Source organism: Paraeggerthella sp. LCP19S3_G8 (genome assembly GCF_052119225.1).
Lineage (GTDB): Bacteria > Actinomycetota > Coriobacteriia > Coriobacteriales > Eggerthellaceae > Paraeggerthella > Paraeggerthella hominis.
In genome coordinates, this window is sequence record NZ_JBQKFQ010000001.1 from 151,671 (window position 1) to 174,257 (window position 22,587).

19 protein-coding genes are annotated in these 22,587 nt (G+C 62.4%); 16 read left to right on the forward strand and 3 right to left on the reverse strand.

Annotated elements, in window-relative coordinates; all coding sequences use genetic code 11:
* From scpB to ACTQZK_RS00720, 8 genes are all read left to right on the forward strand, one after another.
* On the forward strand, positions 1-822 hold the full coding sequence (gene scpB / locus ACTQZK_RS00685) for an SMC-Scp complex subunit ScpB (RefSeq protein WP_418831774.1): 822 nt from the start codon (positions 1-3) through the stop codon (positions 820-822).
* A 93-nt stretch (positions 823-915) separates the two neighbouring features.
* Positions 916-1,734, forward strand: coding sequence for a pseudouridine synthase (locus ACTQZK_RS00690; RefSeq protein WP_418831780.1), 819 nt, complete (start codon positions 916-918; stop codon positions 1,732-1,734).
* Between the two features lie 113 nt (positions 1,735-1,847).
* Positions 1,848-3,023: a prephenate dehydrogenase gene (locus tag ACTQZK_RS00695; protein ID WP_418831772.1), complete on the forward strand. Its 1,176-nt coding sequence runs from the start codon at positions 1,848-1,850 to the stop codon at positions 3,021-3,023.
* Positions 3,013-4,341, forward strand: a complete 1,329-nt coding sequence (aroA, locus tag ACTQZK_RS00700; RefSeq protein ID WP_441897969.1) for a 3-phosphoshikimate 1-carboxyvinyltransferase — start codon at positions 3,013-3,015, stop codon at positions 4,339-4,341. Before ACTQZK_RS00695 ends, aroA begins: the two co-directional genes overlap by 11 nt.
* The gene (gene cmk / locus ACTQZK_RS00705; RefSeq protein WP_114565845.1) at positions 4,338-5,036 is read left to right on the forward strand and encodes a (d)CMP kinase; all 699 of its coding nucleotides are present in this window, start codon (positions 4,338-4,340) and stop codon (positions 5,034-5,036) included. The genes aroA and cmk overlap by 4 nt, the downstream gene beginning before the upstream one ends.
* On the forward strand, positions 5,033-5,920 hold the full coding sequence (locus tag ACTQZK_RS00710) for a lysophospholipid acyltransferase family protein (RefSeq protein WP_225749294.1): 888 nt from the start codon (positions 5,033-5,035) through the stop codon (positions 5,918-5,920). Before cmk ends, ACTQZK_RS00710 begins: the two co-directional genes overlap by 4 nt.
* A complete protein-coding gene (ispH, locus tag ACTQZK_RS00715) occupies positions 5,917-6,753 on the forward strand; it encodes a 4-hydroxy-3-methylbut-2-enyl diphosphate reductase (protein ID WP_418831768.1) in 837 nt (278 codons plus the stop codon). The genes ACTQZK_RS00710 and ispH overlap by 4 nt, the downstream gene beginning before the upstream one ends.
* 308 nt (positions 6,754-7,061) lie before the next feature.
* On the forward strand, positions 7,062-7,538 hold the full coding sequence (locus tag ACTQZK_RS00720; protein WP_225749293.1) for a Crp/Fnr family transcriptional regulator: 477 nt from the start codon (positions 7,062-7,064) through the stop codon (positions 7,536-7,538).
* Between the two features lie 200 nt (positions 7,539-7,738).
* Here ACTQZK_RS00720 and ACTQZK_RS00725 read toward each other — a convergent pair whose 3' ends face one another.
* On the reverse strand, positions 7,739-9,646 hold the full coding sequence (locus tag ACTQZK_RS00725; RefSeq protein ID WP_418831766.1) for an alkyl sulfatase dimerization domain-containing protein: 1,908 nt from the start codon (positions 9,644-9,646) through the stop codon (positions 7,739-7,741).
* A gap of 229 nt (positions 9,647-9,875) precedes the next feature.
* On the opposite strand from ACTQZK_RS00725, the gene ACTQZK_RS00730 reads away from it, so the two are divergent.
* The 8 genes from ACTQZK_RS00730 to ACTQZK_RS00765 all read left to right on the forward strand — a co-directional run bounded on the left by ACTQZK_RS00730 (position 9,876) and on the right by ACTQZK_RS00765 (position 20,025).
* Positions 9,876-12,317 carry a molybdopterin-containing oxidoreductase family protein gene (locus ACTQZK_RS00730; RefSeq protein ID WP_441897973.1) on the forward strand — a complete coding sequence of 814 codons (2,442 nt, stop codon included), beginning with the start codon at positions 9,876-9,878 and terminating at the stop codon, positions 12,315-12,317.
* Between the two features lie 2 nt (positions 12,318-12,319).
* Positions 12,320-12,721, forward strand: coding sequence for a hypothetical protein (locus ACTQZK_RS00735; protein ID WP_225749290.1), 402 nt, complete (start codon positions 12,320-12,322; stop codon positions 12,719-12,721).
* Between the two features lie 408 nt (positions 12,722-13,129).
* Entirely contained in the window at positions 13,130-14,275 is a 1,146-nt protein-coding gene (locus tag ACTQZK_RS00740) for an Mbeg1-like protein (protein ID WP_441897975.1), read from the forward strand.
* Between the two features lie 489 nt (positions 14,276-14,764).
* Positions 14,765-16,102: a DUF512 domain-containing protein gene (locus ACTQZK_RS00745; RefSeq protein ID WP_441898218.1), complete on the forward strand. Its 1,338-nt coding sequence runs from the start codon at positions 14,765-14,767 to the stop codon at positions 16,100-16,102.
* 24 nt (positions 16,103-16,126) lie between these two features.
* Positions 16,127-17,440, forward strand: a complete 1,314-nt coding sequence (der, locus tag ACTQZK_RS00750; RefSeq protein WP_114565842.1) for a ribosome biogenesis GTPase Der — start codon at positions 16,127-16,129, stop codon at positions 17,438-17,440.
* Positions 17,441-17,447: 7 nt separating this feature from the next.
* Entirely contained in the window at positions 17,448-18,107 is a 660-nt protein-coding gene (gene plsY, locus ACTQZK_RS00755; RefSeq protein ID WP_216528608.1) for a glycerol-3-phosphate 1-O-acyltransferase PlsY, read from the forward strand.
* Positions 18,108-18,193: 86 nt separating this feature from the next.
* Entirely contained in the window at positions 18,194-19,195 is a 1,002-nt protein-coding gene (locus tag ACTQZK_RS00760) for an NAD(P)H-dependent glycerol-3-phosphate dehydrogenase (protein WP_114565840.1), read from the forward strand.
* 374 nt (positions 19,196-19,569) lie between these two features.
* Positions 19,570-20,025: a DUF3887 domain-containing protein gene (locus ACTQZK_RS00765; protein WP_216528607.1), complete on the forward strand. Its 456-nt coding sequence runs from the start codon at positions 19,570-19,572 to the stop codon at positions 20,023-20,025.
* Here ACTQZK_RS00765 and ACTQZK_RS00770 read toward each other — a convergent pair.
* Positions 20,015-22,051: an NAD(P)H-hydrate epimerase gene (locus ACTQZK_RS00770; protein ID WP_216528606.1), complete on the reverse strand. Its 2,037-nt coding sequence runs from the start codon at positions 22,049-22,051 to the stop codon at positions 20,015-20,017. The genes ACTQZK_RS00765 and ACTQZK_RS00770 overlap by 11 nt on opposite strands.
* The gene (locus ACTQZK_RS00775) at positions 22,048-22,524 is read right to left on the reverse strand and encodes a methylated-DNA--[protein]-cysteine S-methyltransferase (protein WP_114565837.1); all 477 of its coding nucleotides are present in this window, start codon (positions 22,522-22,524) and stop codon (positions 22,048-22,050) included. Before ACTQZK_RS00775 ends, ACTQZK_RS00770 begins: the two co-directional genes overlap by 4 nt.
* Between the last annotated feature and the right edge of the window lie 63 nt (positions 22,525-22,587).

Genomic DNA, 22,587 nt, shown 5'->3' on the forward strand with positions numbered 1-22,587 from the left:
ATGTTCCAAGGTTTGCAGGAAGGCCAGATCAAAGGCGCTATCGAAGCCATGCTCTTCGTAACCGACGAGCCGGTGGGCACGCTTGCCCTGGCCGACATGCTGGAGGTTGCACCGGGCGAGGTCGAGCGTGCGCTCGTGGAGCTGCGCGATCAGCTGGAGCGGGAGGACCGCGGCATCCAGCTGCGCGAGGTCGCCGGCGGATGGCGTTTGTACACGCACCCCGCGTACCACGAGCTGATCGAGAGGTACGTGCTGTCGTGGGATACCCGCAAGCTTTCCCAGGCTGCCATGGAAACGCTTTCCATCGTGGCGTACCTGCAGCCGGTAACGCGCAGCGGGGTTGCCAGCGTGCGCGGCGTCAACTCGGACAGCTCCATCAACTCGCTGGTGGAGAAGGGCTTGGTGCGCGAGGCGGGCGTGGCCGACGCGCCCGGGAACCCCACGCTGTACGCGACCACGCGCGCCTTCCTGGAGAAGTTCGGGCTGCGCTCGGTAGCCGACCTGCCCGATCTGGACCAGTTCGCGCCCGACGACGATACGCGCGCGTTCATTCGCGAGCGATTGTCCGCTACGCGCGACGACGTGCGCATCGCGCAAGCTGCGGAAGCGGCCGCGGGGGAGGGGCCGGACGAAGTCGACCCCTTGGCGGGCGTGCAGTTCGACCTCGACGACGAAGACGGCGTCATCGTGGCCGAGAGCCCGCGCGAGGAGGCTGCGTCGGACGCCGCCCAGCGCATGCTGGCCGAGGCTATGGCTTCCGGCTTCGGCCTGGTGGAGAAAATAGACTTTGACGAGCTGACGTTTGAAACCGATGACGAGTAAGCGGGTCCGCCGTTCTGTCGAACGGCGGAAGCCCTCGTCGACCCTGGAGGATCTGTGACCGAAGAAACCAACGAAGCACCCCGCGTCGTCCCCATGCGCTTGCAGAAGTTCCTTGCGCGAGCGGGGGCTGCAAGCCGCCGTGGATCTGAGAACCTTATGACGGCCGGTCGTGTGACGGTGAACGGCCAGGTGGTGACCGAGTTGGGCAGCAAGGTGGATCCGCTTGTGGACCAGGTTGCCGTGGACGGGGTGGCGGTTCGGCTGGCCGACGGCCCCGTGACCGTCATGTTGCACAAGCCGGCGGGATTCGTGACGACCATGTCCGATCCGCAGGGGCGTCCCACCGTGGCGCAGCTCGTCCCCGTCGATCGGTATCCGGGGCTGTTCCCCATCGGGCGGCTCGACGCCGACACCACGGGCTTGCTACTGTTCTCGACCGACGGCGACCTGGGCAACGGCCTGTTGCATCCCAAGCATCATGTGGCGAAGCGCTACCTGGCATGCGTCGAGGGCCGGCCCGCCGAACGCGACCTTGCGCGCTTGCGCCGCGGGGTGGAACTTGACGACGGGCTTACGGCCCCTGCCGACGCCCGCCTTGTGGAAGGTCCGGCGGCTCGCCGCGCCGAGCGCGTTCTCGAAGCGCCTCCGGCCGTGCCCGCCCGGGCGTCGCGCGAGTACGCCGTCGAGTGCAAGCAGCGCGCGGCGTGCCGCTCCATCGTTCGCGTGGTTCTTCGCGAGGGAAGAAAGCGCCAGGTGAAGCGTATGCTGGCTGCAATCGGCCATCCGGTGCTGGCGCTTCATCGCGATTCGTTCGGCCCGCTTGAGCTGGGCGACCTCGAACGCGGCTCGTGGCGGATTCTTTCGCCCGAAGAGGTTGCGGCTTTGAAGCGAGCCGTGGAGGACGGTTCGTAGCGACGCGCGGCGCGGGCGGCCGATCCTTCGGCCGATAATGCTAGAATACGCACGTCGGCATTGTCTGTCGGCGCACGTCAATATGTTTGCAACAGGGAGAGTGTTTCCGTTTCATGTCACATCAACAAGTTGACCATATCGCGGAGCCGGGATTCGATCGCGTTGCGGTCGTGGGCTTCGGCCTGGTGGGCGCGTCCTTCGCCGCGGCGTTTCGCTCCGCGCACCCCGATGCGCGGGTGCTCGCGGTCGACGTCGACCAGTGCACGCTTGCGCAGGCCCTCGAGCGCGGCTGGGCGACCGAGGGCGCGCTTCCGGCCGATCCTGCGTTTCGGCGGTTCGTGGACGAAGGTTGCGACCTGGTGGTTCTGGCTACGCCGGTAGGAGCGGTCGAAGCCTACCTGAAAGACCTGGCTGCATGGGATTTTCAAGGCATCGTCACCGACACCGCGTCCACGAAGAGCCGTATCGTGGAGCTTGCCTGCGCGCATCTTGCCCATCCTGAAAACTACGTTCCCGGCCATCCTATGGCGGGTTCGGAGAAAAACGGCATCGAAGGAGCGCGGGCGGACCTGTTCAAGGGCGCTCACTGGATTCTGTGCCCCGATGCGAACACGCCCGCCGAGCACTTTCCGCGTCTGCACGAGCTGATCACCTCGCTGGGCGCGCGCGTTATCGTGCTGCCGCGCGAAGATCATGACGAGGCGGTTGCAGTGGTGAGCCATGTTCCGCATATCGTCGCCTCGTCGCTCATGCAGCTGGCGAGTCGTCATGCGGACGACCAGCAGGCCCTTATGCGGCTGGCCGCGGGCGGGTTCAAGGACTCGACGCGCATCGCTGCCGGCTCGCCGGAGCTGTGGTGCGGCATCGCGTTCGACAACAAGGACGCGCTCGTCGACGGGCTGTCGGAGATGCAGGAGATCATCGCGTCGTTTTCCGGCGCGCTCGAATCGGGGAATCGCGCGCAGCTGACGGATCTTCTTGCCTCCGCAGCGGAAGCTCGCCGGGCCCTGCCCGTTGCCTGGGTGCCTTCGACCGAGCGTTTGCTCGAGGTTCGCATTCCCATGGAGAACCGCACGGGCGTGGTGGCCGAGGTGACCACCGTCACCAGCTCGGTCGGTTGCAACATCCAGTCCATCGAGATAGACCACGTCACCGAGGACAGCGCCGTGCTCAGCTTGGTGCTGACCGACGAAGGCGACGTCGGCCAGCTGTCCGCGCAGCTTATCAACGCGGGTTTTTCGGTTTCGTTCAGTCCTCTGGCGGCAAAGGAGCATATACATGTCGATTGAATCAGCGGCGACCATCATCGAGCCTCTGCGCGCGCCGTTGCGGGGCAAGGCCACCGTGCCGGGCGACAAGTCCATCTCGCATCGAGCGGTGCTGTTCGCGGCTATGGCCGAGGGCGTCTCGAAGCTGACCGGCGTTCTTGATTCCGAGGACGTGCGCTCGTCCATGGCGGCGGTGCGCCAGCTGGGCGCGCGGGTAGAGCTTGAGCTGCAGCCCGACAAAAGCCTGGCTGGCGTGGTGGAGGGCTGGGGAGCGAAGGGGCCGTCCCAACCCGAGGGTCCCATCGATTGCGGGAACTCCGGCACCACGGCGCGCCTGCTCATGGGCGTGCTCGCCCCGTGGGACGTGCGCGTGGAGCTGACCGGCGACGAGTCCCTGGTGAAGCGCCCCATGCGCCGCATCACCGCGCCGCTCATGAAGATGGGGGTTCGCTTTCAGCTCGAAGGCCGCGAAACGCTGCCGCTCGTCGTGTGCGGAACGCGCGGCCTGCATCCTCTTGTCTACGATGCCCCTATGGCGTCGGCCCAGCTGAAGACCGCAGTGCTGCTTGCCGGCGTGTACGCGCGCGGCACCACCACCGTGAACGAGCCCGCGCCTTCGCGCAACCACACCGAGCTCATGCTCCCGGAGTTCGGCGTGGACACCACGGCTGCGGATCGAACGGCCAGCGTCACGGGCCCCGCCGCGCTCAAGGCTTGCGAAGTGCAGGTTCCGGGCGATCCTTCGTCCGCTGCGTTCCTCGCGTGCGCCGCGGCGCTCAAGCCCGGCAGCTCCGTGCATATCGAGAACGTCAGCCTGAACCCGGCGCGCATCGGCTTCACCCGCACGCTCGAGCGCATGGGCGCGTGCGTGAACCTGCGTCGCACGGGATCTGCGGGCAAGGAGCCCTACGGGACCGTTTCCGTCGACTACACGCCGAACCTGCGAGGCTGCGAGGTTCCCGCCGACAAGATCGCGTCCATCGTCGACGAGATTCCCGTGTTGTCGCTCGTGGCGGCGCATGCGCGCGGCGTCACGGTGTTTCGCGAAGTGGGGGAGCTGCGCGTGAAGGAGACCGATCGCCTGGAGGCCGTGGTGGAAGGCCTGTCCTCTTTGGGCGTGGACACGTGGGTCGAAGGCAACGACCTGTTCATCGAGGGGCAGCCGGATCTGGTCGTGCCGGATGCGGCGTCCTTCGACTCGAAGGGCGACCATCGTCTGGCTATGACGTGGGCGCTCGTCGGCCTGACAGGCGGCTCGTCCGTGAGCGTGGCGAACTTCGATTCCGTGAAGATCAGCTATCCTCAATTTCTGTCCGATATCGAAAGGTTGGCACGATGATCATCGCCATTGACGGCCCGAGCGGGGCCGGTAAATCTACTGTTGCGAAAGCTGTTGCGCGCGAACTGGGCTTTTCCTGCCTGGACACCGGTGCGATGTACCGAGCCGTTGCATGGCGCGCCCTGCAAGACGGCGTGGCGCTCGACGACTGCGACGCGCTGGGAAGCCTTGCGCGCACCTACGACATCGCGTTTGCGCACGAGGCGGGCGAGCCGGTTCCGCGCCGCGTCTCCATCGGCGGCGTCGACGTGACCGACGCCATCCGAACCGCCGAGATCGACCGTGCCGTGAGCCCCGTCTCCGCTGCGCCGACCGTCCGTGCGGCTTTGGTGGAGCAGCAGCAGCGCATCGGCCGTGCGGGCGACTACGTGGTGGAGGGGCGCGACATAGGCACCACGGTGTTCCCGGAGGCCCCGGTCAAGGTGTTCCTGACCGCTTCGGCTGAAGAGCGGGCCCATCGTCGGGTTCGTCAAAACGTCGACCGTGCCGTAGGTTCCATCGACTTCGACGAGGTGCTTGCCGACATTCGCCGACGCGACGAGCTGGACTCCTCGCGCGCCACGTCGCCGTTGCGGCCTGCAGACGATGCCGTGCATTTGGATTCGACCGGGCACTACATCGAAGACGTGATCGACGAGATCTGCGCGCTTGCCCGTCAGAGGGGCGCGAACGGCGGCGAAGGCGAGCGCGCATGAGCCTGATTCTGCCTTACGAGAAGATCTGGGATATGCCCTACGGCGGCGCTTCCGACGAGAAGCAGGCTCCGCGCCTGGTCGGCAACGTCATCTACGGGTTCTTGGCCTTCGTGTTCAAGATCTGCTTCCGCTACCGCGTGGACAACCGGCAAAGCCTGCGGGGCTTCGACGGCGAAAGCGGCGTGGTGGTGGTGGCGAACCATACGTCGTTTCTGGACGTGGTGTTCATGTACCTGTCTTCGCGCCCTTCCCAGTGGATACGCTTCTTGGGGCGCGAGAACCTGTTCGGCAACGCGCACGGCCTGGCGGGCCATATCCTGTCGCGCGTGGGCGCGTTTCCCATCAAGCGCGATTCTGCCGATAGAACGGCTATCAAGCGCGCGACCCGCATGCTGAAAAACGACGAGATCGTGGGCATTCTTCCCGAGGGAACGCGCCGGGGCAAAAGCGATCGCACGCCCGAGATCCATTCGGGGGCGGCGTTCATCGCGAAGATGGGTCATGCGCCCATCCTGCCCATGACCGTGCGCAACGCCGAGCATATCAAGGAGAAGGGGAAGTTCTTCCGCTTCCCCAAGGTGACCATCGAGTACGGGGACCCCTTGCTGGTGAGCGATTTCGACTTTCTTCCGAAAGAAGACCGCTTGGACGGCTGCACCTGGTACGCGATGCGCGAGTGCTTCGCGCTGTCGCTGAACGTGCCGGCCGATCAGGTGGACATGCCGGCGCTGTTCCCGGAGGGCCGTGATTTCACGGCGGCGTTCGCCGAGCATCGCGTGGCGCGACACACGACCGAGGAGCTGGTGGCCGCCATCAGGGAGAAGAAGGCCGCCAAGGAACGCCGCGCTTCCAAGGAAGCACCTGCGGAAGGAGCATGCGCATGAGGGTGGTGAAGGCCAAGCACGCGGGCGCCTGCTACGGCGTGCAGCGGGCGCTCGACATGGCGCTCGAGGCGGCCGAGCGCACCGAGGGCGCCTCTACGCTCGGGCCGCTCATCCACAATCCGCAGGTGGTGGGCGAACTGGCCGAGCGCGGCATACGCGCGGTCGAGAGCGCTGACGCGGTGGATCACGGGTCGGTCATCATCCGCAGCCACGGCGTGACGCCGGGCGTGCGCCGCAGCGTGGAGGAGCGCGGGCTGCCCATCATCGACGCTACGTGCCCGCATGTGGCGCGCGCTCAAAAGGCGGCTGCGGAGCTTGCGCGGCAGTGCGGGCGCGTGGTGGTGGTGGGCGAGGCGGGGCATCCCGAGGTGGAAGGGCTGGTTGCCTGCGCGCGCGAGGCAGGCGGCCAGGTGGCCGTGGTCACCGAGCCCGCCGATCTGCCGGATGGTCTTCCGGCTCCCGTCGGCATCGTCGTGCAGACCACGCAGACGCGCGAGTCGCTTGACGCCGTGGTGGACGCGCTTGTTGCGCGCGGCATCGAGCCGCAGGTCAAGAACACTATCTGCTTCGCCACGCGTCAGCGGCAGGAAGCAGCCGCAGCGCTTGCGGACGAGGTGGACGCCATCGTGGTGATCGGCGGGCGCAACTCGTCGAACACGACGCGCCTGGCCGAGATCTGCGCGGCCGCGTGCCCGCGCACGCATCACGTGGAAGCGCCCGACGAGCTGGATCCCGCCTGGTTCGAGGGCTGCGAGAGCGTGGGCGTCACCGCGGGGGCGAGCACGCCCGAGGCCCAGATAGCCGCCGTCGTCGAGCGCCTGGAGGCTTGGTAGGCCAACGGCTGGATGGGGTTTTGGCGACGGGCCCGCGCATGGTCTTCTGCGAGGGTCTGCTTCTATATGCGGTATACTGAGTCGCAGGGTGGAATGCGGAGATTTATTCTATGCGACGGAGGCTTGTTATGGGCAATGCTTCGGGGGGCGTCGGACGTGGAGGATTTAGATGCACGGAGGTGCGGATCAACCCATTTTGCTCTGATGTATCCACAGGAACGCGGGAGATGCTTTGCTCGTCGGCGAGGCATGTTTCTATAACGAAGGGCTCAACCGTTTCTGCGGTTTCCTTTTCAAAGGAAGTGCTCGTGGTGAAGTCGGGGGTGCTTGCTGTTGCCCTATCGACTGAGAAAGGCGGTAGCCAGGGGCTCTTCGTTGCGGATTCCGGATGTCTGATAAACGCGATGAAGATCGCTGGAGCGACGAGACATTTCGATGAAGGGTTCAACGATAGTCACCTTGGGTATGCGCTAACCGATCTTCGAGGATGTGCGATCCCCTTGTCTCTCATGAGGCGGGCGTTTGAAGATGATCCGGCGTTTGCGCGTGTCGTTCTATCCGAGATTACGGATCGGTATCGAGGTGCGCTTCAGAATATGGCTTTGATGGCCGAATCGTCAGGGGTCGATCGTATTGTCTGGCTACTTGACGAGTTGGAACGCACGGGGGTTGGAATAAACGGCATAACCCATGATCTTATCGGGCGTCTTTTATGCATGAATCGAGTTAGCGTGACGCGCTTGATGAGCAAAGCGCTTGAAAGGTACGGAAGTGCAGCAAGGTGAGATCCAGGTATGGCTGAAAAGTGCGAGTCAAGGCTTGCGAGCCAGCAAGTTGTGCTTGCGAATGACCATGGAGCGCTCTACTGATCGTTCGAGCGAAACTGCATGGCGGCCATACGAAGAAAGGCCGGGCAAGGACACCGGCCTTTCTTCGTAATTACGTCGGAAAACCGAACGTTGCTTTCGACGCTAGACGAATCAGTTTAAAGCTGCATTTCACAGACGCCCATGATGGTCTCCAGCTTGGCTGCGTCTCCCTTGACGGTGATATCTCCGGCTTTGAGGCATTCGTCGAACGATTTCACACCGAGGACAATGTCGAGCATGACGGTGTAAGCGAGCACTATTTCAACACTGGGGTTTTCGATAGCACCCTGCTTGACTTGTCCAATGCAGTTGCGAACGATCATCGAAGTCGATGCGTTCTCGTCGGAGTAGGTGACTACCAGCGACTCATTCATTCCTTCGGCTTTTTCGGGAACGATGCTCACGCGCAGCATGTCGAGCACGAGCGTGCGAGGCGCGGCCATGAGCTTATCTTTAGTGATCACGGCTGGAACCATGCTCTTGTCGAGGTTTCCTTCCAGTTTCCAAGCTTCGGTGTGGTACCAGTGGCGCGTGTTGGAGGCCTGCGAAACCTGTCCCATCTTTCGGTACGCTTGAGCCTTGACGGTTTTTGCGGAGTTGTGTTCGGGGCTTGCGTTCAAGACGTGCGTGGCAAGCGTTGCTGCCCATGCGTACTGATTGTCGTCAAGTGCTTTTTGCGCTTCCGCAGTGAGCGCATCGGCGCCTCCTGCAAGTTGCACGAAGTATGCGGATTCGTATTCTTTGGATACCGGATGCAGTTCCAGAGGGTCGCCGCTAAACCAGCCGATGAGTCCGCTGTATACGCCGCGTACGTAGTGCTCGAACTCGCCGTAAAGCGGCTTGGTGATGTCGCCGCTTGCCATGAATTCGGGAATTCTAACGGCTGCAACAATTTGATCAGGCGTATATCCCTTGTTCAGGTAACGGATGGTTTGATCGTAGACGAACTGAATGGCATCGCGTTGCAAGGTGAGCTCTTCAGCGACTTTGTCAGAACCAAGGAGCGGCAGCGCGTGCACTGGCACCATGTTGTCGGCTTTGAGATCGCGCAGTACGTCTAATGCGGCAAGCATGGTCACGGGGTTGCGGTACTTCTCGCCCCGCAGCGTGTACATATTGTACATAACGCCCCATGCTTGGTTCGTGACGATGGTGTTTTCTTCTTCGATGAAAATGTTGATGTTGTCGGCGCTGTCGGAGGTCGTGGGATAGAAGTGGAAAGTAAGCCCGTCGATTTTCTCCACGACTTCCTTTTCGGCGGCCGGAATGAGTTTGTTGGGGGGAATGAAGCCCGGGGTGAAGGATTTGACGTAAGGATTGCTGTAGAAGGGTCCGATTCCGCAGCTCGTGCGTCCATCTTCCCCCTCGATGGGCAGGTAATCGCCGAACATCGTATGCGCTCGGTCGACATAGCTGGTTGCGGTCTCGGTGAACGGAGAAAGAAGCGCTTCCATGAATCTTTCTTGCGCGATGATGGGCACGTTGTCGGGGTTGTTTGCCGGCAGGTAGGCGGTGGTGCCTCCTGTGTAGTGGCAGTGCGTGTAGATGACGGCGACAACCGGCTTGTCGGTGACGGTGCGGAACATTTCGTAGTCGAGTTCAGCGGTCTCCCTGCACTCGCCCGTGTCTATGACGATGATTCCTGTGTCGCCGATTACCATGGTGGAGTTGGAAAGTGCGTTTCCGATGGCGCTGTACACGCGATCAGTGACCTTCACCATATGTGCGGGCGAATAATGGGCTTGTTGGTCGAGCAGGGCTTGGTTGGCGGCTTCGCCGTTTTCGCCGGTGCCGATCTTTATTTCCTGGCCGCAGAAGTTCGTCTTGCCTCCCATGTAGGATGGGTCAGGCGTTACTGCCGCGCGCTCTTCTTCAGTGAGTCCTGTTTTGATCGAGACGTTGGCTGCGCTGGCCCCCTGCGAAGAGCAACCGGTCATGATTCCAAGCGGAAGCGCTGCGGCGGCGGTGGCGGCGAGTGCTCCTCTGAGGAACGTACGACGTTCCAAGGTGATCTGATCTGGCATAAGTACCCCTCCTTTGCTTGTCCGCGCATTGGCGCGCGGCGTTGACGCGTGGAAGTATAGGCATCCGTGCAAGCAGGAATCGGTAACCCGAGTTACAAATACCTCCTCGCTGTAGCCCAGGTTACAGCGAGGAGGTATTTGTAACCTAGGCTACAGCGAGGGGGGTTCCCTGCATCCTATAGTGACGGCAGTGCTGTTCAGGACGAGTTGAAAAGGAAAGGGGGATCTTATGTCCGAGGAGAGTTTTGTCTATACCGCGTGCCCTGGGTGGGGTGACCATGAGTACTGCGCGTTGAAGACTATTGTCAAGGACGGGAAGATCATCCGTACGGAACCGGCCGAGTACACCGGCGCCGAAGTGGGAGAGGCCCATATATGCCAAAAGGGCGTCATGGCATGTCGACAGCCTTACAACAAGGATCGTCTGACAACGCCTCTTAAGCGTGCCGGCGAGCGCGGCGAAGGCAAATGGGAGGAAATCAGTTGGGACCAGGCGCTCGATGAGATTGCCGAAAAGCTAGCCGAACAGCGTGACAAGTACGGTCCGCAGTCGCTCGCCCTGTGGTATCTAACTGCAAGCTATCCGCCCTCGATGGGTCTTGCCGGTGTGCTGCACACGCGCTTTGGCGGTCTGTACGGCGCAACGTTCCCCATGGAGGCATACGGCCTCGACAACGGCCCTCTGTTTGCGGCGTACTATGACTTGGGTAACACGTATCGTTACTACAATACCGATCCTCGCAACATCGATCACTCCGATTACGTTATCGTATGGGGCGCGAACCCTGTTGAAAACCAGCACCGTTTCGCAAAGCATGTCGTTGAGGCTAAGAGCAACGGTGCCAAGATCGTCGACATCGGTCTGCTCTTCGACGGCACTGCTGGTTATGCGGACGAATTCGTTCCGGTAAAACCCGGCTCTGATGCTGCTCTTTCGCTGGCTATGGCAAACCACATTGTGAAGAACGATCTTTATAAAGTGGACTTCCTGCTTGATCATACGGTGGCACCGTTCCTGGTTCGTAGCGATACGGGCGAATTCATGCGCGACGGCGACGGCAACTGCATGGTAATCGACAAGACGCATGGCGTTATCGCCGTGGAGCCTGGCGTGAAGGAGATTGCGGGCGCTACGGAGCTCGAGCTCAAGGCGGAGCTCGACGTGTTCGGCGTTCCTTGCAAAACCGTGTTCTGCGTTCTCGAAGACCATCTTGCCAAGTACACGCCTGAGTACCAGGAGTCCATCACGGGCGTGCCTGCAGCTGACGCTGTGCGCATTGCCGAGGAATATGCAGCTGCTCCCGACGCTTACATCTTGGGCGCTTTGGGTATTCGCTACCAAAACCAGGGTGATATTTATCGCTCGTTCTATCTGCTCGGTTCGCTGACCGGTAATCTGGGTCGCCCCGGTGCCGGTGTCACTTCCGAGCTCCTAGGCGGTGCATGGCCCGTGCTCTTTAACGACGCCCCCATTGTCGCCCCTAACGGTATCGAGGGCTTCAAGGGCGTGCCTGCTCGTCAAGCCGACTTCTTCGAAGCTATCGAGAATTCCGAAAGCGTGGAAGAATGTCCCTACAAGGCGCTTATGGTCATCTCGGGCAATCCGGTGCATAACTGCCCGAACCGTTCCCGTTGGATTGAGCGCGTGTTCCCGAAGCTCGAGCTTATCGTTGACTTCGACATTTGGATTACCGACACGGGCGAGTATGCCGACTACATCCTGCCGGACTGCATGCCGTTCGAGCGCTATGACATCATCAATATGGCCGCTTACAACCATATCGTGTTGCAGGAGCCTGCAATCGAGCCGCCGGCGGAGGTTCATGATCCTACCGATCTGTTTACGGGTCTTGCCCAGCGCTTGGGACTGGGCGAGTACTTTGATAAGACTGCTGAAGAGTGGTGCGGCGTGCGCATCGACTCTGACTATCCGTTCATCGCGGGTATCGAGGGCGGTGTGAGCATGGAGCGGCTCAAGAAGGAGAAGATGGTTCGCTTGGCAACGCCGCCGTTCCATTGGGACCCGTTCTTGGGTTTGGATTTCAGCACGCCTTCCGGTCGCCTCGAATTTTATTGCGAGCGCCTGCTTCCTACGGGTCATCAGATTGCCATGTATACCGAGCCTATGGAGGTTCCCACCGAGGCGAGCAAGGCCGAAGGTAAGAACGAAGAGTATCCTTACCAGTTCTTCAGCGGCCGACAGCGCTTCTTCATGCAGTCGTTGTACACCGACGATCCCGTCATGGTGAAGCTTTCCGGCGGCAAGCCGAGCGCTCGCATCAACCCGGTTGATGCCGCGCGCGAGGGTATCAAGGATGGCGACAAGGTGGAAGTCTACAACCAGCGCGGTCACGTAATTGCTCCGTGCCGTCTTGATGAAGTGATTCCTCCGGGAACCATTCAGGTGTGGTTCGGTTGGCGCAAGCGCCAATTCGAGGAGGGCACCTATTCCGAGTTGCTGGTGCCGCTGGGTAGTCGCGAGACGCTCGACGATCTGTCTGAGCACTGGTGGAACGAGATGCTGGGCAAAAATCAGGTTAAGTGCGGCTTCTTTACTGGCTCCGAAGGCTGCATCGCCGGTGCTTGGGATACCATTTGGGACTGCGCTTGCAGCATTCGCAAGATCGCTGACGCAGCCGATCTCGACGAAGACGGAAAGGAAGTGAAGTAGCCATGGCTCAAGACACTCGGATCCTGGTGAATTTGCAGCGCTGCACCGGCTGCTGGACCTGCTCGCTTGCCTGCAAAGTGGTCAACGAGCTTCCCGACGACGAGTACTGGGCAACCGTGCGTACGCTTGGCTCGGGCGAGGGCATCGATCGTCCGGCCGGCACGTGGCCGAACCTGAGCATGTCGTGGATGCCCGTGTGGTCCAAGAAGTGCATCAAGTGCGCGCCACGCTTGGCCGAGGGGCAGGAGCCCTTCTGCGTGAAGTGCTGCCCCAACAGCGCGCTGACCACCGGCGAAGCCGTCGATGCTGAGGTCGAGGCCCTGCGCGAGAAGGGATTCCGCATCTTCTCGCTGCCTGCATGGGAAAGCACTCGCGAAGGCATCGTTTACGCTTCTAAGGAATAACGATCCCCGACCCTTTTCCGGCTGGCCCTCGGACGTGCTGCAACGTTTGAGGGCCAGCGTTCCGATCTGAATTCGAAAGGAATGACCATGTGCTTCCGTCCCTCATCTGCTGTAATCGGCGGAGATATCGAGTGTCCTAAGTGTGGCACCAAGAACCCCGCTAGCGCTGATGTCTGCTCCGGTTGCGGTGCCACTGCTGCCGATTTTGCATCTGCGGCCCCGAAGGCCCCTGCGGCCCCCAAGCCTCCTGCAGCCCCGAAGCCCCCTGCGGCTCCGAAGCCTCCGGTGGCGTAAAGCGCAAAGATGCTATGAACGGAAACGGCCGGCCATGCTCGCATGGCCGGCCGTTTCCGTTCGCTGCGGTGAAACGTAAGGGAAGCGCCGGATTATTGATTGATGGGGTGTGGGATGGCTATGGGATCGTTGATCACTTATCTTGAGACCGAACAGCGTTTGTTCTCGGAGTTCCCCTTCAATGAGGTTGACAGTCTCGTGCTGTCGACGCTGTGCTACTTCAGGTTCGAGAAGGCTGGTGTTGTGGTGCCCTGTGGCTCTGAACGCGTGTTGCTCCACGATGCGGTGGCCTTGAGCGATTGGTGCGACTTGTTTGCGGGATGTTGGCTTGAGGATCAAGGAGGGAGTTCTGATTTCGCGCATGCGATCATGGCGTCTCGAAGGTATCGATATGTGGAGATCGGCTTCTTCGTGGACGAATTCTCGTCGGCTGTTGAAAAGCAGTTTAGTGCGATCACCTTCTTTCTGGATTCTGGAGCATGCTACTTTGCCTTTCGCGGAACCGACGGAACGATAGTCGGATGGAAAGAGGATTTCAACATGAGTTTTCTTCCGGTGATTCCTTCCCAGCGTTCTGCGGCCTCGTATGTTTCGGGAGTTGCGTCCGGTACAACAGGTCCCCTGTTTCTCGGCGGCCACTCGAAGGGCGGGCACTTGGCTGAGTTTGCCGCGCTCGATGCCGACCAGCCAGTGTACGAACGCATCTTCTCCGTATACAACCATGATGGCCCTTCATTCGCCGAAGACCCTTCTCCTCGCATGCGAACCGATGAATACGCCTGCAAATTGCATAAAACCGTTCCGGTTGATTCTCTGTTTGGAATGGTATACGAGGATCGAGAGTCGTTTTGCGTCGTGGATGCAGAATCGTTTTCTGTGTTTCAGCACAATCCCTTTAGTTGGATTGTGGAAGAGGGGAGGTTCAAGCATCTCGAAGATCTCAGCACGGGCGCGATGTTGATTGATGATGTGTTCTCGAATTGGATTCGAACAAAGGACAAGGAGGAGTGCGAGCGGTTTGTGGAGGCGGCGTTCGTCATGCTTTGCGCGACCGAGGCTAGTACCTGGGCTGAGTTCCAATCGCAGCTTGTCGCGAATATCGCCACTATGGTGGGGGAGAGCGGCCGTCTCGATTCCGACACGAAGCGTTTCTTGCTGGGGACGCTTGCTTCCCTTGGGGATGCTGCGGGGCGAGAGTTGGCTGGCAGGTTGCAGTTTGCTCGAGAATTTTTGACGACGTCGCATCCGAAGAAGTCATGAATTGCTCGAAGCCGGGGTTCATGGGCAAGGAGTGCGGCTGCTGTTGAAAGTCGGAACGAGAACCATTGAATATATGTTGCGTAGTAGCTCGGATACGGTGGGGCTCCTTCCAGGACGTCGAGCGACGCCGCCGTCGAGAACGGCGCTCTGATCCCGATCCCTCTCGTTGCGATAACTCCCCGAGACTGGTGCCTGTTGCAAGTTCCTGGTCGTCTGCTTGGGGTCTGTTTAGCGGTCTCGCCCTCTCCTGTTGATTGCGATACGGATACCTAACGGGTAGAATGCTCAAGACGATAAGGGACGATATGTCGACCCTGGATTTTTCTAGATCCAAACAAAGGCCCATTCTGACAGAGAAGGCGGCAGGTGAGCACGTACCCATCGAAGGACATCGCGCGCGAGGCGGAAGGCTCCGCTTCGTCCGCTGCGCGCGGGTTCAGCGCTGCGGCGTCGCACGGGTGTCGCCGGAAGGGCGATCCTCCGCGCGCCCTGGTGGCGGCCGTCGCGCCCGAAAGCCCGGCCGACGACGCGGGGTTCGAGCCGGGCTGCTACGTGACCTCTGTGAACGGCGCTCCTGTGCGCGACGTGATCGACTGGCGCTGGCTTACGTCCGACGACGTCATCGAGCTGGGCTACGTCGACCTCGACGGCGAGGCGGGCGAGGTGGAACTCGAACGCGAACCGGGGGAGGACTGGGGCTTCGAGTTCGACGGCGTGGTGTTCGACGGCGTCAAGCAATGCCGCAACGCCTGCACGTTCTGCTTCATGCGCCAGCTTCCCGACGACATGCGCTCGTCGCTCACGCTGCGCGACGACGACTTCCGCCTGAGCTTCCTGGCGGGCACGTTCGTCACCTTCACGAACCTTTCGCCCGAAGACGAGGCGCGCATCGTGGAGCAGCATATCTCGCCGCTGCGCCTGTCCTTGCACGTGGCCGATCCGCAGGTGCGCCGCCGTATGATCGGCAAGCATGCGCAGCATGGCATCGACGTGCTCGAGCGCCTGCTCGCGGCCGGCATCGAGTTCCATGCGCAGATCGTGCTCGTGCCCGATCAGAACGACGGGGCCGTGCTGAAGGACACGCTTTCCTGGGCGTACGAGCGCCCGGGCATCCTGGACGTCTGCATCGTGCCGCTCGGGTTCACCAAGCATCAGACGTGCTTCGACCGCAGTTTCAACGACCCGGTGTCGTCGCGCGCGGTCATGGACCTGGTCGTGCCGTTCCAGGCGCGCGCGCTCGCCGAACGCGGAATCATGTGGGCGTTCGCCGCCGACGAGTTCTACCACAACGCGTACGGCTCCGAGCTGCTGCAGAACCTTCCTCCGTCGCAGCACTACGGCGATTTCGGCATGTTCGAGGACGGCGTGGGCATCATCCGGTCGTTCGTGGACGACTGGGAGCAGGCCGAGCGCGACGGGACGGTGGCTCGTGCTGCGGACGCGCTCGGGCAGGCCGGCCTGCGCGTGCGCTACGTCGCCGGTTTCGCAACCCGCCAGTTCCTCGGGCCGCTGGCTGCGCGCAGCGCCGTCGCGCCCTGGTTCGAGCCCCTGTTCGTGAAGAACGACTTCTTCGGGGGCAACGTGGACGTCACGGGCCTGCTGTGCGGGTGCGACATCGCTTCTGCGATCCAAGCGTGCGACGACGGCGATCTGTTCGTGGTTCCGAGCGTCGTGTTCAACGACGACGGGGTGACCCTCGATGACATGACTTTGGAGGATATGGGAAGGCGCGCGGGCGCGCCGCTTGCCGTGGTATCCTGTAACGCGTCGGGTTTTCTTTCCGAGATCATCGACCTTGTCGGGCAGAACGCGCCGACTTCAAGCTAACGAATCAATCTGAAAGGTTGCACCATGCCTTTGCCAATCGTGGCGGTGGTGGGACGGCCGAACGTCGGCAAGTCCACCTTCGTCAACCGCATAGCCCAGGCCAACGAGGCCATCGTACATGAAATGCGCGGCGTCACGCGCGACCGATCCTATCACGAAGCCGACTGGAACGGGTGCGACTTCAAGCTGATCGACACCGGCGGCATCGAGATGGGCGACGACGACGCCTTCCAGGGGTCCATTCGCTCCCAGGCCTTCGCCGGTGCGAATGAAGCCGACGTCATCGTGTTCTTGGTCGACGGCAAGACCGGCATCAACGCCGACGACGAAGAGGTGGCTCGCGTTCTGCGCAGAACCTCCAAGCCGGTGTTTCTGGCCGTGAACAAGATGGACACGCCCGGCAGCGAAGACGAGCTGTGGGAGTTCTACCAGCTGGGAGTGGGAGACCCGTGGCCCGTTTCGGCCACGCACGGCCACGGTACCGGCGATTTGCTGGACGCCATCGTGGAAGAGCTGCGCAAGGTCGAGGTGCCGGACGTCGAGGATGATCCGGGCATCAACGTGGCCATCATCGGGCGCCCCAATGCGGGCAAGAGCTCGCTGACGAACCGGATGACCAAGGGGGACCGCTCCATCGTCTCCGACGTGGCGGGAACCACGCGCGACGCCATCGACACGCTGGTCGAGCACGAGGGCAAGCACTACACCATCGTGGACACGGCGGGCTTGCGCCGCAAGAGCCAGATCGACGAGGACGTGGAGTACTACGGGTTCGTGCGCGCCATGCGCGCTATCGATCGCGCCCAGGTGGCGCTTCTGGTCATCGACTCCACGCTGGGCTTGACTGACCAGGACCAGCGCGTCGCCGGATTCGCGGCGGATCGCGGTTGCGCCATGATCATCGTCCTGAACAAGTGGGACCTCGTCGAGGGCCCCGAGGCCAAGGCCGAGATCCGCGAGCGCATAGCCGACCGCCTGGGATTCGTGGGCTACGCTCCCGTCATCGCCATTTCCGCGCTTACGGGCAAGAAGGTCGACCGCATCTGGGACGCCATCGATTCCGCGTTCGAGAACTACAGCCAGACCATCCCCACGAACAAGCTCAACACCTGGCTTACGGGCATTCGCGAAACGGGCCATACGGTGAGCAACGGCAAGGCGGTGCTGCGCATGAAGTACGTGACGCAGACGTCTACCTGCCCGCCGCGCTTCACGTTCTTCGCGAACCGTCCGGACCTCGTGAACGACAACTACGAGCGGTTCCTCGAGAACCGCTTGCGCGAAAGCTTCGACCTGACGGGCACGCCGGTCGGTTTCAAATTCAAGAAGAAGGATTAAGCATACGATGCAGGATTTGCTGGTTGCAGGAGCGCTGTTCGTTGCGGCGTTTCTTCTGGGTTCCATTCCCTTCGGGCTGATCATCTCGAAGGTGTTCTACCATACCGACATCCGCGAGCACGGCAGCGGCAACATCGGGACCACGAACGCCATCCGCACGATGGGCAAGGTGGGCGGCTATTCGGTGTTCGTGCTGGATTTCGGCAAGGGCCTTTTGTCGGGTGTGCTGGCCTGGGCGTTCTCGTGGTACCTGCTGCCGGGCGGCGGCTTGGAGCCTGGTTCGCTCGTGTCGTACGACACCATGCTGACCGTGGCGTTCCTGGGTTGCGTGTGGGGGCATATCTTCAGCCCCTGGCTCAAGTTCAAGGGCGGCAAGGGCATCGCGGTGGCCGTGGGCTGCCTGTTCGTCGTGTTCGGCTGGGTGGGCGCATGGCTCGAGCTTGCCATCTTCATCGTGCTGGTGGTTGCCACGAAGTACGTGTCGGTCGGCTCGATCGCGGCGGCGGTGGCCTGCCCGTTCTTCTCCCTGTACTACTTCTGGGGCGATTGGGCCGCGGTCGCTTTGTGCACGATAGCCGGATTGACCGTGGTGTGGGCGCATCGCGAGAACATCGTGCGTCTGCGCGCGGGGACGGAAAGCCGCATCGGCGACAAGAAGAAGGCGTAAGGCTCCGCTGTTCCGTCGAGCAGCGGAACATGCCGACGCCTCTTGCTGGCTTTACGAACGACAGGAAAGCTCGAAGGGAGTCCTACGTGAAAATCGCGGTTATCGGGGCGGGGTCGTGGGGGACGGCGCTGGCGCAGGTTCTTGCCGAAAACGGCCACAACGTGGGCTTGTGGGCAAGAAAGCCCGAAGTGGTGCAGGCGATCAACGCCGAGCACCGCAATCCTCGCTACTTGAGCGACGTGGAGTTGTCCGAGAACATCGTGGCCACTGTGTCGTACCAAGACGCGCTGCTGCGCGCGAAAGCCGCGGTCATCGTAACGCCGTCGAACCTCATGCGCGGCGTGGCGCGTGCGCTCGCCGACGTGGTCGATGCCGACTTCCCCGTTATCATCTGCTCGAAAGGCGTGGAGGAGGGAAGCGGCCTGCTTCCCGTCGAGGTGTTCGAAGCCGAGATGGGAAACGCCGGTCGCCTGGCCGTTCTTTCGGGTCCGAACCATGCCGAAGAGGTTATCAAGGGCATTCCCTCCGGCACGGTCATCGCCAGCTCCGACGAGCATACCGCCTCGTTTTTCCAGGAGCTGTTCGCGGCGGAGAGTTTCCGCACGTACGTGAGCGACGACGTGTGCGGCGTGGAGCTGTGCGCTGCGTTCAAGAACGTCATCGCCATCGCGGTGGGCGTGTCCTACGGGCTGGGTTACGGCGACAACACCGCCGCCATGCTCATGACGCGCGGCCTGGCGGAGATGAGCCGCTTGACCGTGCGCTGCGGCGGGCAGGCCATCACGTGCATGGGGCTGGCGGGCACGGGCGACCTGATCGCCACGTGCACGTCCGAGCATTCGCGCAACCGCCGTTTCGGTAAGCTGCTGGCCGAAGGGTCCACGCTCGACGACTTCACCGCGCAGACGCACATGGTGGCCGAGGGCGCTCTGGCGTGCAAGACCCTCAAGACGCTCGGCGACGCGTACCGGGTGGAGCTGCCCATCACCGACGTGGTGCGCAGCATCGTGTGGGAAGGGGCCGACCCCCACGACGTGGCCCATACGCTTACGAACCGGCCTTTGACCACGGAATTCTACGGGTTGTAGCGCGCTGTAGTTTCGGTCGCATGATCAAAACTACAGTTGATTAACGAAGCGATGACCAAGGGTTCACCGAACGTCCAAGTTCGTTGCGCCCTTCTGGCATCGAAGGTAGTCTTTGCTGTGCGCCTTCGCGCAAGGCTTTGACAACCGATTCGAGACCCGCCGCTTCGTCACTCGCGTGAACCTCATCTCTCTCAACTTCGCGACGGGTCGCAGGACATGCGCACCTTCCCCTTCTCCTTGGTGCGCATTGCGCAGCCCCTCTTCGATTCCCCCGGTTGAAGAGGGGCTTTTTCATGCGCGCCGGGCTTTGGGAGGGCTTTCGGTATAATGGTCGAACGCTACATGCGAATCGAGCAGGGAAGGACGTGGCTGGTATGAGTGCATCGAGGCAGGGGCGGGGACGGCTTGCCGTCGCGTTGACGCTTGCAGCGGCGCTGCTTGCGTGCGTGCTGCTTACGGCATGTTCGCAGCCTGACGCGCAGGTCGAGAAGGGCCTGCCGTCATGGGCGACCGAGGAGGGCGTGACCGTCTGGGCCCATGAAGTGGTCGACGAGTTCAATGCGCGCGACTACGAGGCGCTTGCCGCGCGCTATCAGGACGCGGGCGTGACGGCCGAGCAGCTCTCCCAGAACCTGAGCGCGGCGCAAGACGAGTACGGCGCGTTCGTCGAGTACGGCGACAAGACGTTTTTGCATGGCGAAAGCAAGGGTCGCTCGTATGCAACCGTTATCGAGCAGGCGTCCTACGAGAACGGCTCCGCCGAGTTCCGCATCAGCTTCTTCGAGGACGGATCGCTGGCCGGTTTCTACTTCCTGAAAGCTAAAGAGTAGGGGGCGCAGGTTTCGGCTCTGCATCAAAGAGCCGAAGCTTCTCCAGGTAAGGACGCGTGTCCACAAGCTTCGCAAGGGCGACGATACCGGTCCATCGCCGGGCTCCGGGCGCGATGAGTCCTGGCTTGTAAGCCAACATGGTCACGGTCATGTCGGCGGCGAAGCAGGGGGCGGCCGCGGCTCCCGTTTGGGCCGATAGGCCGCTTGGGGCGTCGATCGACACGGCGAAGGGCGCTCCTTTGGCCTTCGTGGGAAGGCTGTAGGGCAGCCGGGCGTGGTCGCCCTGCTCGTAGACGCGCTTGCGATGCCGTCCGCGACCCCGTTCGCGCGGTCCCTCGAAGCGCTTGCGGTTGGCCGCCTTGATCCACGTCGCGTACGGCTCGCGCACTTCGGCTCCCGCGAACCCGGTTCCCAGAAGCGCGTCCACGACGACGTCCGCCCGCTCGATCGCATCGGTCAGGATGTCGGCATCGGGCGCGATGAGCACGTTAAGGGGAAGGCCCTGCTTGGCAGCCTGCGAGAACACGCTCATGGCAACCGTTCGCGCAGGTTCGGCATGCAGACGCTCTGCCAGGTCGGGCGCTATCAACGTCACGGGGTACCCGGCTTCCGCAAGCGCTTGCGCCGCAACCCATCCGTCGCCGCCGTTGTTGCCCGATCCCGCCAAGACCGCAACGGGAACCGGATCGGGCGCCCAATCGCGCACCGCTTCCGCCACGGCGATCCCCGCTTGCTCCATGAGCGCGGAAAGGGGCGTGCCGTCTTCGGCTATCATCTGCTCGAGCCGCGCCACGTCGGCCACGTTCAGCGCGCGCCGCCGCTCGCGCTCGATCTCAACGCCCTGCTCGGTCATGACGCGCGTGTTGCTCATCAATCCGTTGAGCATGACGAAGGGGGTGCCTGCGCGCACGGCGTGCCTTGCCCTCATGACAAGCGAGATCGCCCATGCCAGCATGAGCGCGGCCCAGGCGCCCGTGAAGTACCCGCGCTGTGCGGCAACGAATCTGCCGACCGCTCCAGCCTCTCCGCCTTGCGACGCGCCCGCACCGATGACCAGCAGCAACGCGAACAGCGGGAGCGCTGCGAACAGGAACAGCAGGCCGTAGCGCGCTGCGTACTGATACCAGCGGGCAGGGGAGGCGTCGGGACGCACAACGCGCAGCCGCAAGAGCTTTTGAGCTGGCGTCTGGCCGTGGGCGAACACGGGGATCGCGCCGAACACCACCAGGCAGGCGCACGTCAGGATGGCCGCCGCAACGCCGTCGTCTGCGCCGGGCGCGGCGACGGCGGCAAGGACGCCCGTGCTGCGCAGCGCGAACATGCAAGCCGAGGTCGATGCGAGCGCCAGCGCGAAGTCCATCGCGAACGAAAGCGCGCGCCGCAGGGCTCCGGCGTGCAACCCGGCTTGGCGCGCCTCCTCGTTGACAAGACGGATATCGGGCAACGCGCGCATGAGCGGGGCGACCAGCCAAAACCCCGTCATAGCGCCCAGCGTGTTCGTGATCAGGTCGTCCACGTCGAACAGTCGGTACGGGTGCTCGTACAAACCCCAAAGGCCCGTGAGCTGCGAAAGCTCGAACGACAGCGTCACGGCGAAGCCGATGAGCAAGGTCTGCCACCACGTGCGGCGGAAATAGTAGCGCAGGTACATGCCAAGGGGCACCAGCAGCAACACGTTGAACAGCGCCTCGTAGATGTAAGGGCTGCGTATCGCGGCGATCCACGAGGCCGGGTCGGCGGGCGAGAACGCGGTATGCGCCAAGAACTGCCGCAGGAAGTTGAAGGGAGCCAGTTGGGGCGCGGCGGCGTAGGGGACCACGGCGGAGCGGTCGGCCGGCAGCGGGAGCAGTACAAGAACGTACGCGCACATCAAGTAGAAAACGAACGAGTACACGACAAGGGTCCTCAGCCAGGGAATCGAGCCGAATCGTCGGTACTGGTAGATAAGGTAAGGCAGCGTGATCAGGAAGGCGGCCAGCGGGAATGCGGTGGCCGCGAAGATGATGTTCGAAGCGTACGTGCTCACGTCAGGCGTTTCCGTTCCATGTCGAGCAGCGCCCTCTTGAGACGCGCGGATGCATCGGCGCCGACCGGGCGGCCGTCGCTTCCCACCACGCGGTGGTCGGGAACCAAGATGGCAAGCGGGTTCTTCTTGACCGCCGTCCCGACCGATCGGTAGGAGCCCGGCTTCCCCATGAGCGCGGCCACTTCGGCCGTCGTGCGCGATGCTCCGTAGGGGATGCGGGCAAGCTCGGACCATACGGCGCGCTGAAACGCGCTTCCCTCGGCGTCGATCGGGATGTCGAAGAAGGTGCGCTTTCCGGCGAAGTACTCCAAAAGCTCGTTGGCCGTGCGGGTGGCAAGCTGGCTGGGATGACGAACGCCGGGCAGGGCCACGTCGCCGAACGCCACGTGCGTGACGCCGCGGTCGCTCGTGCGTATGGTGATGGGTCCGTGCGGGGTGCGGTACGCGAAGTACATCCCGGTGCTTGAAGCCATCTTGCCTTCTTCCGGTCGGTTTCGCCTCATTATAATGCAGTCCCGCTCGGACGATCCTCGATG

What these genes read in the sequence shown, in the direction of transcription:
- ACTQZK_RS00695 (WP_418831772.1), top strand. Translation starts at nt 1,848, where the DNA reads ATGTCACATCAACAAGTTGACCATATCGCGGAGCCGGGATTCGATCGC.
- ACTQZK_RS00775 (WP_114565837.1), bottom strand. Translation starts at nt 22,524, where the DNA reads ATGGCTTCAAGCACCGGGATGTACTTCGCGTACCGCACCCCGCACGGA.
- ACTQZK_RS00710 (WP_225749294.1), top strand. Translation starts at nt 5,033, where the DNA reads ATGAGCCTGATTCTGCCTTACGAGAAGATCTGGGATATGCCCTACGGC.
- cmk (WP_114565845.1), top strand. Translation starts at nt 4,338, where the DNA reads ATGATCATCGCCATTGACGGCCCGAGCGGGGCCGGTAAATCTACTGTT.
- aroA (WP_441897969.1), top strand. Translation starts at nt 3,013, where the DNA reads ATGTCGATTGAATCAGCGGCGACCATCATCGAGCCTCTGCGCGCGCCG.
- ACTQZK_RS00740 (WP_441897975.1), top strand. Translation starts at nt 13,130, where the DNA reads ATGGCTATGGGATCGTTGATCACTTATCTTGAGACCGAACAGCGTTTG.
- ACTQZK_RS00690 (WP_418831780.1), top strand. Translation starts at nt 916, where the DNA reads ATGCGCTTGCAGAAGTTCCTTGCGCGAGCGGGGGCTGCAAGCCGCCGT.
- ACTQZK_RS00735 (WP_225749290.1), top strand. Translation starts at nt 12,320, where the DNA reads ATGGCTCAAGACACTCGGATCCTGGTGAATTTGCAGCGCTGCACCGGC.
- ACTQZK_RS00765 (WP_216528607.1), top strand. Translation starts at nt 19,570, where the DNA reads ATGAGTGCATCGAGGCAGGGGCGGGGACGGCTTGCCGTCGCGTTGACG.
- ACTQZK_RS00725 (WP_418831766.1), bottom strand. Translation starts at nt 9,646, where the DNA reads ATGCCAGATCAGATCACCTTGGAACGTCGTACGTTCCTCAGAGGAGCA.
- ACTQZK_RS00730 (WP_441897973.1), top strand. Translation starts at nt 9,876, where the DNA reads ATGTCCGAGGAGAGTTTTGTCTATACCGCGTGCCCTGGGTGGGGTGAC.
- scpB (WP_418831774.1), top strand. Translation starts at nt 1, where the DNA reads ATGTTCCAAGGTTTGCAGGAAGGCCAGATCAAAGGCGCTATCGAAGCC.
- plsY (WP_216528608.1), top strand. Translation starts at nt 17,448, where the DNA reads ATGCAGGATTTGCTGGTTGCAGGAGCGCTGTTCGTTGCGGCGTTTCTT.
- ispH (WP_418831768.1), top strand. Translation starts at nt 5,917, where the DNA reads ATGAGGGTGGTGAAGGCCAAGCACGCGGGCGCCTGCTACGGCGTGCAG.
- der (WP_114565842.1), top strand. Translation starts at nt 16,127, where the DNA reads ATGCCTTTGCCAATCGTGGCGGTGGTGGGACGGCCGAACGTCGGCAAG.